This is a genomic window from Actinomadura rayongensis, assembly GCF_009831215.1.
GTDB classification, from domain to species: domain Bacteria; phylum Actinomycetota; class Actinomycetes; order Streptosporangiales; family Streptosporangiaceae; genus Spirillospora; species Spirillospora rayongensis.
Genome location: NZ_WUTW01000002.1, coordinates 1,684,700 through 1,697,172, shown reverse-complemented (window position 1 = coordinate 1,697,172; position 12,473 = coordinate 1,684,700). Strand labels below are relative to the sequence as shown.

Genomic DNA, 12,473 nt, shown 5'->3' with positions numbered 1-12,473 from the left:
CGTCAGACCCGGACATGACCTCCGTCACCTGGCGCACGCGCTTCGAGCAGGCCGCCCTCCACCGTCCGAGCGACCCCGACTGGACGCGCGGCGCGCGCCTGCCGAGGGCCGTCGTGCGCAGCGTCCAGCGGTTCCAGCTCGGCGAGAGCAGCGACGGCGCGGGCCTCGTCCGCAAGGCCGAGCGGACGGGCGACGCCGACTACGCCGTGGCGGTGAAGCTGTTCGTGGCCGAGGAGCGCGACCACGCCCGGCTGCTCGCGGAACTCCTGCACGCGGCCGGCGCCCCCACGATCGACGCCCACTGGACCGACACCGTGTTCGTCCGGATGCGCCGCCTCGTCGGCCTGCGCGTCGAGCTGCTGGTGCTGATGGTCGCGGAGGTCGTCGCGCTGCGCTACTACCGGGCGATGCGCGACGGGTCCACCGACCCGCTGGCCGCCGAGGTGGGCCGCCGCATCCTCGCCGACGAACAACGGCACGTCCCGTTCCACGTGGCGCAACTGCGCGGCCTGCCCGCCCCCGTCCGCTGGGCGTGGCGCGGCGCCGTGGCGGCGGCGACCGTGGTGGTGGCCCTCGACCACGGCCCGGCCCTGCGCGCCTGGGGCGTAGCGCGCCGCGCCTTCATCCGCGACACCCTCGCCGAAGCCCACCTCCCGTGAGCAGGGGTGCGGGTCAGAGGACGGAGGGGTTGGCGGTCGTGCCCTCGGTGCAGAGGAGGACGACCGTTCCGGTGTGGTGGGGAGACAGGGACGGACGGCGGGCGGGAGTCAGGGCGGCGCGGGTGCCGGCCAGGGACGCCGCGCCGCAGGGGCCCGCGGGGACGCCGTGGGCGGCCAGGTCGCGGGCGGCTTGGACGGTCTCGGGGTCGGCCACGGACACCGCGGCGTCCAGGCCGTCGCGCAGGTAGGGCCAGGCCAGGGTGGAGATCGTCGCGCAGTTGAGGCCCTGCATGATCGTCCGGCCGGGGGCGAGGGTCGTGGGGGCGCCGGCGCGCAGGCTCGCCAGGGCGCATGCCGCCGAGGTGGGTTCGACGGCGAGGATCGACGGGGCGGGGGCCGGGCGGCTTCGGTAGTGCATCACGGCGGCCTGCGCGAGCGATCCGACGCCGACCGGGACGGCCACCAGGCCCGCCGGCGCGGCGCCGAGCGCCGCCAGTTGCGCGTCGATCTCGGTGAACAGCGTCGCGTAGCCCTCCACGATCCAGGACGGGACGCGTTCGTACCCGGGCCAGGCGGTGTCCTGGACGAGCAGCGCGTCCGGGTCGGCGGCGGCCTCGGCGGCGCGCCGGACGGCCGTGTCGTAGATCCCGTCGACCAGCACGACCTCGGCGCCCTCGTCGCGGATCGCGGCGACCGAGGCGGGGTGGACGCCGTCCGGGACGAAGATCGTCGCGGCGAGCCCGCGCAGCCGCGCCATCGCCGCCACGGCGCGGCCGTGGTTGCCGTCGGTGGCCGCGACCAGCCGCTTCTCCCCGCGATGCGCCCGGTGCACGCCCCAGGACGCGCCCAGCATCTTGAACGCGGGCAGCCCGAGCCGCTCCGACTCGTCCTTCACGAACAGCCGCCGCACGCCCAGCTCGGCGGCCAGCGCGGGCAGCTCGACCAGCCGCGTCGGCGCGTAGCCGGGCAGGGTGGCGTGGAAGGACGTGACGTCGGGGGGCGGCGCGCACGTCCAGTCCCGGGCGGCGGGCCGGGCGAACCAGTCGGCGGGCACGGTCAGTGCTTCTTCTTGTGGGACTTGTGGGACGAGCCGTGCTCCCACTCATAGCCCCGGACGTGATTCTTGCAATACCGATCGGCCACCTTCGTGTCGGTCGCGTCGTGTTCGCACCAGCGGTGGCTGCTGGAGCACGCGGACAGACCGAGCCCGGCGGCCAGGACGATCAAGGGGACGAGGGCGCGCATCACGATGCCTCCGGCAGGGGACGGGAACGTCACCCGAGCGTATCCCGGCCATCACGCACGGATCGGGACGAGCCGCCCCGGAACTATGCTGACGGGCGTGACCGACGACGTGCCCGAACCCCCGTCCGAGTACCGGCTCGGCGAGCTGGCCGAGGCGGCGGGCGTGCCGGTGCGGACGCTGCGCTACTACCAGGAGCGCAAGCTGCTGCCGCCGCCGCGGCGGGTCGGCCGGATCGGCCTGTACTCGGCGGAGCACCTGGCGCGGCTGCGGATGATCGCGAGCCTGCTGGAGCGCGGCCACACGCTGGAGGGCATCCGGGAGCTGCTGGCGGCGTGGGAGGAGGGCCGCGACATCGCGACCGTCCTCGGCGTGGAGAAGGCCGTGACGGCGCCGTGGTCCACCGAGACGCCGGTGACGATGCCGCTCGCCGAGCTGGTCGCGCTGTTCCCCGGCGAGGCGGACACGGGCGCGATCGAGCGGGCCGTCGAGCTGGGCCTGCTGCGGATCGACGGCGACCGCGTCACGCACTGGAGCCGCCGCCAGCTCGACGCGACGGTGACGCTGGTGCGCGCGGGCGTGCCGCTGGCGAAGGTGCTGGAGGTCAGCCTCCACCTCCAGCGGGCGATGGACGACCTCGCCGCGCGGTTCGTCGGCCTGATCACCGGCCATGTCGTCGGGACGTTCGACGCGGACGGCCTGGACGAGACCCTGGCGCGCCTGCGGCCGGGCGCCCAGGTGTCGGTGGAGGCCGGGTTCGCCCGGGCGATGGACCGGCAGGTGCGGACGGCGATCGAGCGGGTGCTGGCGGATCTCGCCGAGTCCCGGGAATGATCTTGGCCGGGCGCTGACCCCGGGATCGTTACCGTAGGGGGATGCGCTTTTTCCGCGTTTCGGCCGCCGTGTGCGTCTTCCTCGCGTTCCTTCCGGCTCCGGCGGCGCGGGCGGACGGCCCGTGCGCGTCGGCGGCGCAGCCCCGGCTGGCGGCGTCGCTCGGCCGCCAGGTCGCGGCTGCCCTGCACGGCCGCGCCGGGACGGCGTCCGTCGCGATCCTGGACCGCGAGCACGACGTCGTGTGCAGCGTGCGCGGCGACCGGCGGTACGACTCGGCGAGCGTCGTGAAGGTGACGATCCTCGGCGCGCTGATGCGCACCGCGCTGGACCAGCATCGGGGCCTGACGACCCGGGAGAAGACCCTCGCCCGCCGGATGATCACGCGGTCCGACAACGACGCGGCGTCCGCGCTGTGGCGACAGATCGGGCGGACGCGGATGAACCGGTTCCTCGTCCGGGCCGGGATGCGGCACACGAAGCTCGGCCCCACGCACTTCTGGGGCCTCACGCAGATCACGGCGAACGACGAGCTGCGGTTGTTGCGCGTCCTCACGTCGCACGGGACGGTCCTCAGCGACAAGGCCCGCCGTTACATCCTCGACCTCATGCACCAGGTGATCCCGCAACAACGCTGGGGCGTGCCCACCGGACGTCCGGCGGGCGTCGTCTGGCATGTGAAGAACGGCTGGCTGCCCCGGCACGATCGGTACTGGCGCGTTCACAGCATCGGGTCCTTCAGCGGGCGCCACCGCGACTACCTCATCGTCGTGCTCACGCAGGACACCCCGACGATGCGATACGGCGTGGCAACGATCGAGCGCGTCGCACGCGCCGTCCACCGGACACTGAACCCCGCCGATCGGTCCGCGTTCCCGTCCGACGCACCGCAGGTGAGGGAGGAATCGGACGGATCGGTCCCGCCCTGGGCCTGACCCCATACTGGGACGCATGGTCGACGACACGCGCTGGAAGGCGCGCTTCCGGGCCGCCCGGGTGAGCCTCCCCCGCTGGGCGCGGGACGCGCCGCACCGCTGCCTGTACCGATCCAACGTGACCGGTACGTGGGAGCTGTACGCGTGGGATCGCGGCACCGACACGCGCCGCCAGGTCACCGACCGTCCGCACGGCACCGAGTACGGGCTGCTGACGCCCGAGGGCGACGCGATCTGGTGGTTCGCCGACACCGACGGCGACGAGCTCGGCGTCTGGATGCGCGAGCCGTTCGGCGGCGGGACGGCCGTCCCGGCGGTTCCCGAGCTGCCCGCGGCGTATCCGTCCGGGCTGGCGCTGGGCGCGGACGGGGTCGCGCTGGTCGGGAGCACGGGCGAAAGTTCGGGAACGGTACATCTGTGCCGTCCCGGCGCGCCGCCCGTCGCGCTGTACGAGCACGCCGAGGACTCCTACGCCGCCGCGCTGTCCCGCGACGCCCGCCTGATCGCGATCGGGCACAGCGAGCACGGCGACAGCCGCCACATGGCGCTGCGCGTGCTGCGCCCGGACGGCACAACCGTCGCCGAGCTGTGGGACGGCCCCGGCAAGGGCGTCTGGGGCCTGGCGTTCGCGCCCGACGACGCCCGCCTGCTCGTGACCCACGAGCGCCACGGCCGCGAGGAGCCGCTCGTCTGGGACCCGCTGACCGGCGCCGAGGACGAGATCGCGCTCGGCCTGCCCGGCGAGACCGACGCGAGCTGGTACCCCGACGGGTCCGCGCTGCTGATCGCCCACTCCTTCGAGGCGCGCGTCGAGTTGTACCGGTACGTCCTCGCCGACCGGTCGCTGACCAGGATCGAGACGCCGCGCGGCGTGATCGGCGCGGCGGCGGCCCGTCCGGACGGGACGGTCGAGTACTCCTGGTCGTCGGCCGCCGCGCCGCCGGTCGTCCGGTCGACGTCCGGCGCGGTGGTGCTCGTCCCGCCCGGCGATCCCGCGCCCGCGTCGGTGCCGGTGGAGGACGTGTGGGTCGAAGGGCCTGGCGGACGCGTCCACGCCCTGGTCAGCCGCCCGGTGAACGCGTCCGCGCCGCACGCGACGGTGTTCGAGGTGCACGGCGGCCCGACGGCGCAGGACGAGGACGCGTTCGCCCCGTCCGCCGCCGCCTGGGTGGACCACGGGTTCGCGGTCGTCCGCGTCAACTACCGGGGGTCGACGGGGTACGGGTCGGCGTGGCGGGACGCGATCGAGGGCCGCGTCGGGCTGACCGAGCTGGAGGACGTCCAGGCCGTGAGGGACTGGGCCGTGGAATCAGGGCTCGCCGATCCATCCAAGCTGGTCGTTACCGGCGGCTCCTGGGGCGGGTACCTGGCGCTGCTCGCGGTGGGCGTGCATCCCGGCGCGTGGTCGGTGGCCATCGCGTCCGTACCGATCGCGGACTACGTCGCCGCCTACGAGGACGAGACCGAGCCGCTGCGCGCGTTCGACCGCTCCCTGTTCGGCGGCTCGCCGGACGAGGTCCCCGAGCGGTACCGCGAGTCGTCCCCGATCACCTATGTGGACCGGGTGACGGCCCCGGTGCTGGTCATGGCCGGGGAGAACGACCCGCGCTGCCCGATCCGGCAGGTCGAGAACTACCTGGCGCGGCTCGGCGACCTCGGTCTCCCGCACGACGTGTACCGCTTCGACGCGGGCCACGGCTCGCTGGTCGTCGAGGAGCACATCAAGCAGATGGAGGCCGAGATCACCTTCGCGCGCAAGCATCTCGGGCTGGCGTGAGTCAGCGCAGCTCGGCCGGAACGGCGTCCAGCGCCTCCTGGATCGCGGCGACGAGCCGGCGCGCGGACTCGGCGCTCAGCTCGACGGCCACGCGCCGCGCCGGGTCCGCCGACTGGTCGCTCAGGTCGATGTTGAGCGTGTGCTCAAACTGCGCGTGGACCGGGTGGTCGAAGTAGACGGTCGCGTCGGCGACGTGGAACCAGGCGCCGCCCGGCCCCTTGGCGCTGCCGTCGATCGCGGCCCGCACGGTCGTGTAGGTGCACATGGTCAGGCCCCCAGACGGGTCGCGAAGAAGGCGGCGATCTTCTCCCAGCCGTCGTTGGCGGCGGCCACGTTGTAGGACGGCCGGTCCACGGCGAAGAACGCGTGCCCGGCGCCGTCGTAGCTGTGGAACTCGAAGTCCTTGCCGTGCTCGGTGAGGACGCGGGCCAGCTCGTCCACCTCGGTCTGCGCGGGGAACTTGTCCTCCTTGCCGAACAGGCCGAGCAGCGGGGCGCGCAGCGCGGGAAGCCGGTCCCCGATCCCCGACACCTTGATCGGGAAGCCGTCCGGCGGGGTCGCGAGGACGAACGCGCCGTAGCAGTCGACGGCCGCGTCCACGTCGAGTTCGCAGGCGACGAGGACGGCCTGCCGCCCGCCCGAGCAGTGGCCGATCACGCCGGCCTTCCCGTTGGACGTCGGCAGCGCGCGCAGGTGCGCCAGGGCCCCGGCGACGTCGCCGAGCAGCCGCTCGTCGGGCACGCCGCCGTTGGCCCGGCCGACCGCCGCCGCGTCGTCGGGGGCCGCGCCGGGCGCCTCGCGGAAGAAGAGATTCGGGCAGATGGCGTCATAGCCGAGCTCGGCGAAGCGCCGCACCATCTCCTTGGTGGCGCGGTCGTAGCCCGGCAGGTGGTGGATCACCACGACGCCGCCGCGCGGGCCGTCGCCGTCGGGACGGGCGAGGTAGGCCTCGATCTCGTCCCCGCCGTGGCCGGTGAGGCGCACGGTCGTCGCACTCAGGGAATCGCTCATGCCCCCAGCTATATCACAGGCAAGACTGATAAGTTTCAACTGTGAAAAGTGATCCGGAGATCCTCGCCACCGACCTGCGCGCCTGCCTCGGCCCCCTGCTCCGCCGCCTCCGCCAGACGAAGGTGGACGACGAGCTGACGCCGTCGCAGACCGCCGTCCTGGTCCGGCTCGACCGCGAGGGGCCCGCGACGTCCAGCGCGCTCGCCGCCGCCGAGGGCGTCCGGCCGCAGTCGATGGGCGCGATCGTCGCGGCGCTCACCGAACGCGGGCTCGTCGTCCGCGCGCCCGATCCGGCGGACGGACGGCGCGTCGTCCTCTCCCTGTCCGACACCGGTCGCGAGGGGCTGCGCGGCGTCCGGCGGGAGCGGTCGCGGCGGCTCACGGCCGCGCTGCGCGACGAGCTGACCGACGACGAGCGCGCGCTGCTCGCCGCCGCCGTCCCCCTGCTCGAACGCGTCAGCCGACGCGTCTAGTCGCGGACCTCGCGGATGATGTCGACGAGCTGGCGCGTGACGGACTTGAAGCCCGGCAGCCGCGACATCGACACCATGCGGTCGACCAGCGGGACCGTCCGCTCCACCAGCAGGTACGTCTTGCGGCAGCCCGGCGAGGAGTCGTGCACCCAGTACAGGACGATGCCCATCGAGTAGATCCACAGCAGCTCGGGCAGCTCCTGCCGGAACCCGTCGTCGATCTTGAGGCTGGAGCCGTCCACGACCTCGCGGTACAGCGCGACGGCCGCCGCCCGCGACGGGCCCGCCTCGGCGCTGAACGGGTTGAGCGGGCTCGTCGGCTCGGCGGCGAACTTGAAGAACTTCCCGGCGAACGCGTGGTAGGGGACCATCGTGTCGACGCGGGCGCGCAGCACGCCGAGCAGCCGGGGCGCGAAGTCGCGCTCCTTGGCCAGGACCTCCCGGCAGGCGCGCGCGTGCTCCTCCTGGAGTTCGTCGTAGTACGCCTGGATCAGTTCCTCTTTGGACGCGAAGTAGTAGTAGGCGTTGCCGACCGAGACGCCCGCCTCCTTGGCGATGACGCGCATCGTCGTCGCCTCGTAGCCGCGCTCGCGGAACAGCCGCAGGGCGGTGGCGACGATGAGCGCGCGCGTCTGCTCGGACTTGGCGGCCTTCTCGTCCACGGTGTCAGCCTAGACGGGGAGGGTCATGCGGAAGACCGTCGCGCCGGGCTCGCTGGTGAACGCGACCGCGCCGCCGTGCGCGGCGGCCACGCCGTGGACGATCGACAGGCCGAGGCCCGCGCCGCCCGCGCGCCGCGAGCGGGACGGGTCCGCCCGGACGAACCGGTCGAAGATCTCGTCGTGCAGGGCGTCCGGTATGCCCGGGCCGTCGTCGGCGACCTCCACGGTGACGTGGTCGTCCGCCGTCATCAGCCGGACGGTCACCTTCGTGCCCGGCGGCGTGTGGACGCGGGCGTTGGCCAGCAGGTTCGCGACGGCCTGGTGCAGCCGGTGCTCGTCGCCGGTGATCTCGACGGGCTCGCCGGGGAGTTCGAGCGTCCACACGTGGTCGGGGGCGGCGGCGCGGGCGTCGCTCGTCGCGTCCAGGACGAGCCGGGTGAGGTCGACGGTCTCGGCGACGAGGGGGCGGCCCGCGTCCAGCCTGGCCAGGAGCAGCAGGTCCTCGACGAGGTCGCCCATCCGGGTGGCCTCGGCCTGGATGCGGCGCAGCGCGTGCCGGACGTCGGCGTCCTCGCGCAGCGCCAGCTCGGCGTGGCCCCGGATCGCGGCGACGGGCGTGCGCAGCTCGTGGCTGGCGTCGGCGGCGAACGCGCGCAGCCGCTCCTGCGACTGCTGGCGCCGGACGAGCGACGTCTCGATGTGGCCCAGCATCCGGTTGAACGCGCTGCTCAGCCGGGCGACCTCGGTGCCCGAGCCGGTCGCCGGGACGCGGTGCCCGAGGTCCACCTCGCCGCCCGACAGCGGCAGTTCGGCGACGCTTCCGGCGAGCGCCGTCACCCTGCTCAGCGGACGCAGCGCGACCCGCACCCACGCCGCCGCCGCGCCGCCCGCCGCGAGCAACGCCAGCCCGAACACGACGCCCTCGATCACCAGCAGGCGGGTGACGGCGCTGTCCACCGGCTCCATCGGCAGGCCGGTGATGAGCAGATCGCCGTCGTCGCCCTTCACGGACAGCAGCCGGTAGTCCCCCAGGCTCGACAGATCGGCCGTTCTCGGATGGTTCGGGCGCAGGGACGTCAGCGTCCGGCGGTCCTCCGCGCTCAGCGGGAGGCCGACGGTGGCGCGGCCCCGGACGATCCACTCGCCGGTGATCGCGCCGTTCACGATGCGGGCGCAGAACGTGCCGTCCGACTGGCCCCGGCTGTCGGGACGGTTGTCGGCGTCGGCCGGCCACTCGTGCTCCAGGCTCGCCGCGAACCGTCCGCGCTGGTCGACGAGCTGCTGGTCGAGGCGGCCGACGAGGAACCGGCGCATCTCGACGGCCGTCGCCGCGCCGACCGCGACGCAGCTCAGCGCCAGCAGCAGCACCAGCCCGGCCGTCAGCCGCACCCACAGCGACCTCATCCGGCCCCCGGCCGCAGCACGTACCCGACGCCGCGCACGGTCTGGATCATCGGCGGACGGTCCCGGTCGATCTTCTTGCGCAGGTAGCTGATGTACAGCTCCACGACATGGGCCTCGCCACCGAAGTCGTAGTTCCAGACGTGCCCGAGGATCTGCGCCTTGCTGAGCACGTGGCGCGCGTTGCGCATGAGGTAGCGCAGCAGCTCGAACTCGGTCGGGGTGAGGTCGATGAGGTCGCCGGCGCGGGTGACCTCGCGGGCGGACTCGTCCATCTCCAGGTCGCCGACGGTCAGCAGGCCCGGACGGGCTCTGCGGCGGGCGATCCCGGCGCGGCGGACGAGGCCGTTCAGCCGCGCCAGCACCTCGTCCAGGCTGAACGGCTTGGTCACGTAGTCGTCGCCGCCCGCCGTGATGCCCGCGACGCGGTCCTCGACGGTGTCCCGCGCGGTGAGGAACAGGACGCAGATCTCGGGGGCGCGGGCGCGCAGGTCGCGCAGCACGGCGAATCCGTCCGTGTCGGGCAGCATGACGTCGAGGATCACGGCGTCGGGCCTGACGTCACGGGCGGCGGCGAGCGCGGCCGTCCCGTCGGCGGCCTCGGCGACCGCCCAGCCCTCCGCGCGCAGCACCCGGACGAGGACGTCACGGATGTCCGGTTCGTCGTCCACGACGAGGACGCGGACGGGCGTGCCGTCCGCGCGCCGGGGGCCGTTGCCCGTCATGGTCGCTCCAGAAGATCCCACCTCTGAATATTCGCTGAGAAACCGGCGGGATCACCCCATCTCAGAGGAAACACAGAAGTTGGTGGCCCAGGGTGGCGATAACCCATCCAGGGAGGCACGCTCCGTGACGACCACCACCTCTACCCTGCCCCGCAGCGCGCCGGGTCGAACGCGGCGCCGGGTCCGGCTGCCGTTCTCCGTCCCGGCGGCGCTCGTCCTGCTCGGCGCCGTCGCCGTGCTCGCGCTGTGGTGGCGGACGACGCCGTCCGTCGACGGCGGCCTCGCGGGCTGGACCACCGAGGCCGGCCGGATCACCGGGCTCCTCGCCGGGTACGGCTGCGCGGTGCTGGTCGGGCTGATGGCGCGCGTCCCGGCGCTGGAACGCGGCGTCGGCGCGGACCGGATCGCCCGCTGGCACGCTCTGGGCGGGCGGTACACCGTCAGCCTGGTCTGCGCGCACGCCCTGCTGATCATCCTCGGCTACGGGATGACGGCGCACACCGACCCGGTGCACGAGACCGCGACGGTCGTGTTCGACTACCCCGAGATGCTCAAGGGGACTGTGGGCTTCCTGCTCCTGCTCGCGGCCGGTCTCACGTCGGCGCGGGCGGCGCGGCGGCGGCTGCCCTACGAGCTGTGGCACCTGATCCACCTCGGCTTCTACCTGGCCTTGTTCCTGGCGTTCTCGCACCAGCTCGCGAACGGGGCGAGCTTCGCCGCGTCGCCGCTCGCCCGGACGTTCTGGTACGCGCTCTACCTCTCGGCGGCGGCGCTCGTGCTGTGGTTCCGCGTTCTGACGCCCGTCCGTCACGCGCTGCGGCACCGGCTGCGGGTCGCGGACGTGACGTGGGAGGCGCCGGGCGTCCTGTCGGTCACCGTCGCGGGCCGCGACCTGGACCGGCTGGGCGCCGAGCCCGGCCAGTTCTTCCGCTGGCGCTTCGCCGCGCGGGGCCTGTGGTGGGCGGCGAACCCGTACTCGCTCTCCGCGCCGCCCCGGTCCGACCGGCTGCGGATCACCGTCAAGGCCGCCGGCGGGCACAGCGCGGCCCTCGCCCGGCTGCGCCCGGGGACGCGCGTCTTCGCCGAAGGCCCGTCCGGCGCCCTGACGGCGTCCCGTCGCCGCTCCCTCCCGTCGGCGAGCCGCCACGGACGCCCGGCGCCCGCCGGGCGCGGGGGCACGTTGCTGCTGGCGGGCGGCGTCGGGATCACGCCGCTGCGGGCGCTGTTCGAGACGCTGCCCGGGGACGTCGTCCTGCTGTACACCGCGCGTCGCCCGGAGGACCTGGCGCTGCGCGGGGAACTGGACGCGATCGCGGCGGCGCGCGGCGCCCGCGTCCTGTACTTCGTGGACGAGCCCGCCGCGCACCGCCTGACGCTCACCGGCCGGGAACTGCGCCGGTTCGTCCCGGACGTCGCCGACCGCGACGTCTACCTGTGCGGCCCGCCCGGAATGGCCGCCGCCGCGCGCACCGCGCTGCGCGACGCAGGGGTGCCGCGCGGACGCGTCCACCACGAATCGTTCGAGTTCTGAGCCCGGGGGATCTTGTGCGCCGCATTCTCGCGTCCACCGGCGGCACCGTCGCCGGGATAGCGCTGCTCATCGCGTTGAAGCCGACCCACACGGCGCCGCCCGCACGCGCCGCCGCGCCCGAGCCGTCCGGAAGCACGACGTCGGCCGGGAAGACCACCGGCGGGACGTTCACCGGGAAGGTGGTCCACACGCGGTACGGGCCCGTCCAGGTGAAGATCACCGTGCGGAACGGGCGGCTGGCGAAGGTGAAGGTGCTCCAGGTGCCGTCCACCCGGGGCCCCGAGCCCGAGATCGCGCGCGTCGCGGTGCCGCAGCTCAACAAGGCCGCCGTGGCCGCCGGGACCGCCCGGATCGACACGATCTCGGGCGCGACCTACACCAGCGAGGGCTACCGCGAGTCCCTCCAGAGCGCACTGGACAAGGCCGGTGTCTGACGCGCTGCGGCACGTGGAGCACGTGATGGGAACGGTGTTCTCGTTCGACGTCCGGACACCGCCGACCCCCCGGATCCGCGCCGCCCTGACCAACGCCGTCGCCTGGCTGCACCACGTGGACGCCGTGTTCTCCCCCTACCGTCCGGACAGCCAGATCAGCCACCTGCGCGACAGAACCCTCACCCTCGACAAGTGCGACCCGGACGTCCAGGACATCCTGAAGTTCTGCGCCGAACTGTCCGCCGAGACCGGCGGCCGATTCACCGCGTCCCCCGGCGGACGCCTGGACCCGAGCGGCGCGGTCAAGGGCTGGGCGATCGAGCGCGCGTCCGACCTGCTGTTCGCGGCAGGCGCCGTAGACCACTGCGTGAACGGCGGCGGCGACGTCCAGACCCGCGGCGAACCCGAACCCGGCGAGCCCTGGCGGATCGGCGTGGCCGACCCCCGCGACCGAACGCGCATCGCCGCCGTCATCGAGGGCCGCGACATCGCCGTGGCCACGTCCGGCACCGCCGAGCGCGGCCCGCACATCCTCGACCCCGCGACGGGACGGCCCGCGACCGCGCTGCTCTCCCTCACGCTCGCGGGCCGCCGCCTCACCCGGACCGACGCCCTCGCCACCGCCGCGTTCGCGATGGGCGACGAGGCCCGCACATGGCTCGCCGCCCGTCCCGACCTGCACGCCTACACCGTCACCGCCGCCGGCGACGTCCACGCCACCCCCGCCTTCACGACGCACAACGGCGTCCCCTGGCTACACCTCTGACCCACCCGCCCAAACGCGCCGCACC

The 12,473-nt window shown here is 74.1% G+C and carries 15 protein-coding genes; 8 read left to right on the top strand and 7 right to left on the bottom strand.

Annotated elements, in window-relative coordinates:
- Window positions 1-14 precede the first annotated feature (14 nt).
- Window positions 15-659 (top strand): ferritin-like domain-containing protein, encoded by a 645-nt coding sequence (locus GQ466_RS16735; RefSeq protein WP_161103739.1) that lies wholly within the window; start codon window positions 15-17, stop codon window positions 657-659.
- 13 nt (window positions 660-672) lie between these two features.
- Here GQ466_RS16735 and GQ466_RS16730 read toward each other — a convergent pair whose 3' ends face one another.
- Complete coding sequence (locus GQ466_RS16730; protein ID WP_337193500.1) at window positions 673-1,713, bottom strand: pyridoxal-phosphate dependent enzyme; 1,041 nt, start codon at window positions 1,711-1,713, stop codon at window positions 673-675.
- 2 nt (window positions 1,714-1,715) lie between these two features.
- Window positions 1,716-1,937: a hypothetical protein gene (locus GQ466_RS16725; protein ID WP_337193499.1), complete on the bottom strand. Its 222-nt coding sequence runs from the start codon at window positions 1,935-1,937 to the stop codon at window positions 1,716-1,718.
- Window positions 1,938-2,001: 64 nt separating this feature from the next.
- On the opposite strand from GQ466_RS16725, the gene GQ466_RS16720 reads away from it, so the two are divergent.
- The 3 genes from GQ466_RS16720 to GQ466_RS16710 are packed head-to-tail and all read left to right on the top strand — an operon-like array spanning window position 2,002 to window position 5,445.
- The gene (locus GQ466_RS16720) at window positions 2,002-2,736 is read left to right on the top strand and encodes a MerR family transcriptional regulator (protein WP_337193498.1); all 735 of its coding nucleotides are present in this window, start codon (window positions 2,002-2,004) and stop codon (window positions 2,734-2,736) included.
- A 41-nt stretch (window positions 2,737-2,777) separates the two neighbouring features.
- A complete protein-coding gene (locus GQ466_RS16715) occupies window positions 2,778-3,668 on the top strand; it encodes a serine hydrolase (protein WP_161103737.1) in 891 nt (296 codons plus the stop codon).
- 16 nt (window positions 3,669-3,684) lie between these two features.
- Window positions 3,685-5,445, top strand: coding sequence for a S9 family peptidase (locus tag GQ466_RS16710; protein WP_161103736.1), 1,761 nt, complete (start codon window positions 3,685-3,687; stop codon window positions 5,443-5,445).
- 1 nt (window position 5,446) lies between these two features.
- Here the strand turns inward: GQ466_RS16710 and GQ466_RS16705 are convergent, their stop codons facing one another.
- Entirely contained in the window at window positions 5,447-5,710 is a 264-nt protein-coding gene (locus tag GQ466_RS16705) for a DUF6295 family protein (RefSeq protein WP_202420472.1), read from the bottom strand.
- A 2-nt stretch (window positions 5,711-5,712) separates the two neighbouring features.
- Window positions 5,713-6,456 (bottom strand): dienelactone hydrolase family protein, encoded by a 744-nt coding sequence (locus tag GQ466_RS16700; RefSeq protein WP_161103735.1) that lies wholly within the window; start codon window positions 6,454-6,456, stop codon window positions 5,713-5,715.
- Window positions 6,457-6,497: 41 nt separating this feature from the next.
- Here GQ466_RS16700 and GQ466_RS16695 point away from each other — a divergent pair, with 41 nt between their 5' ends.
- Complete coding sequence (locus GQ466_RS16695) at window positions 6,498-6,929, top strand: MarR family transcriptional regulator (RefSeq protein ID WP_161103734.1); 432 nt, start codon at window positions 6,498-6,500, stop codon at window positions 6,927-6,929.
- Here the strand turns inward: GQ466_RS16695 and GQ466_RS32815 are convergent.
- The 3 genes from GQ466_RS32815 to GQ466_RS16680 are packed head-to-tail and all read right to left on the bottom strand — an operon-like array spanning window position 6,926 to window position 9,717.
- Window positions 6,926-7,591 (bottom strand): TetR family transcriptional regulator, encoded by a 666-nt coding sequence (locus tag GQ466_RS32815; protein WP_161103733.1) that lies wholly within the window; start codon window positions 7,589-7,591, stop codon window positions 6,926-6,928. The two genes, GQ466_RS16695 and GQ466_RS32815, sit on opposite strands and share 4 nt — an antisense overlap.
- A 9-nt stretch (window positions 7,592-7,600) precedes the next feature.
- Window positions 7,601-8,995 carry a sensor histidine kinase gene (locus tag GQ466_RS16685; protein ID WP_161103732.1) on the bottom strand — a complete coding sequence of 465 codons (1,395 nt, stop codon included), beginning with the start codon at window positions 8,993-8,995 and terminating at the stop codon, window positions 7,601-7,603.
- A complete protein-coding gene (locus GQ466_RS16680) occupies window positions 8,992-9,717 on the bottom strand; it encodes a response regulator transcription factor (RefSeq protein ID WP_161103731.1) in 726 nt (241 codons plus the stop codon). Before GQ466_RS16680 ends, GQ466_RS16685 begins: the two co-directional genes overlap by 4 nt.
- A gap of 124 nt (window positions 9,718-9,841) precedes the next feature.
- Here GQ466_RS16680 and GQ466_RS16675 point away from each other — a divergent pair, with 124 nt between their 5' ends.
- The 3 genes from GQ466_RS16675 to GQ466_RS16665 are packed head-to-tail and all read left to right on the top strand — an operon-like array spanning window position 9,842 to window position 12,448.
- A complete protein-coding gene (locus tag GQ466_RS16675; RefSeq protein ID WP_337193497.1) occupies window positions 9,842-11,248 on the top strand; it encodes a ferredoxin reductase family protein in 1,407 nt (468 codons plus the stop codon).
- A gap of 14 nt (window positions 11,249-11,262) precedes the next feature.
- The gene (locus GQ466_RS16670; protein WP_161103729.1) at window positions 11,263-11,682 is read left to right on the top strand and encodes an FMN-binding protein; all 420 of its coding nucleotides are present in this window, start codon (window positions 11,263-11,265) and stop codon (window positions 11,680-11,682) included.
- Window positions 11,675-12,448: an FAD:protein FMN transferase gene (locus GQ466_RS16665; protein WP_337193496.1), complete on the top strand. Its 774-nt coding sequence runs from the start codon at window positions 11,675-11,677 to the stop codon at window positions 12,446-12,448. The genes GQ466_RS16670 and GQ466_RS16665 overlap by 8 nt, the downstream gene beginning before the upstream one ends.
- Window positions 12,449-12,473: the final 25 nt, after the last annotated feature.

Excerpts from the sequence above, each read along its gene's own strand:
- GQ466_RS16735 (WP_161103739.1), top strand. The coding sequence starts at position 15 with ATGACCTCCGTCACCTGGCGCACGCGCTTCGAGCAGGCCGCCCTCCAC.
- GQ466_RS16715 (WP_161103737.1), top strand. The coding sequence starts at position 2,778 with ATGCGCTTTTTCCGCGTTTCGGCCGCCGTGTGCGTCTTCCTCGCGTTC.
- GQ466_RS16710 (WP_161103736.1), top strand. The coding sequence starts at position 3,685 with ATGGTCGACGACACGCGCTGGAAGGCGCGCTTCCGGGCCGCCCGGGTG.
- GQ466_RS16705 (WP_202420472.1), bottom strand. The coding sequence starts at position 5,710 with ATGTGCACCTACACGACCGTGCGGGCCGCGATCGACGGCAGCGCCAAG.
- GQ466_RS16700 (WP_161103735.1), bottom strand. The coding sequence starts at position 6,456 with ATGAGCGATTCCCTGAGTGCGACGACCGTGCGCCTCACCGGCCACGGC.
- GQ466_RS16685 (WP_161103732.1), bottom strand. The coding sequence starts at position 8,995 with ATGAGGTCGCTGTGGGTGCGGCTGACGGCCGGGCTGGTGCTGCTGCTG.
- GQ466_RS16680 (WP_161103731.1), bottom strand. The coding sequence starts at position 9,717 with ATGACGGGCAACGGCCCCCGGCGCGCGGACGGCACGCCCGTCCGCGTC.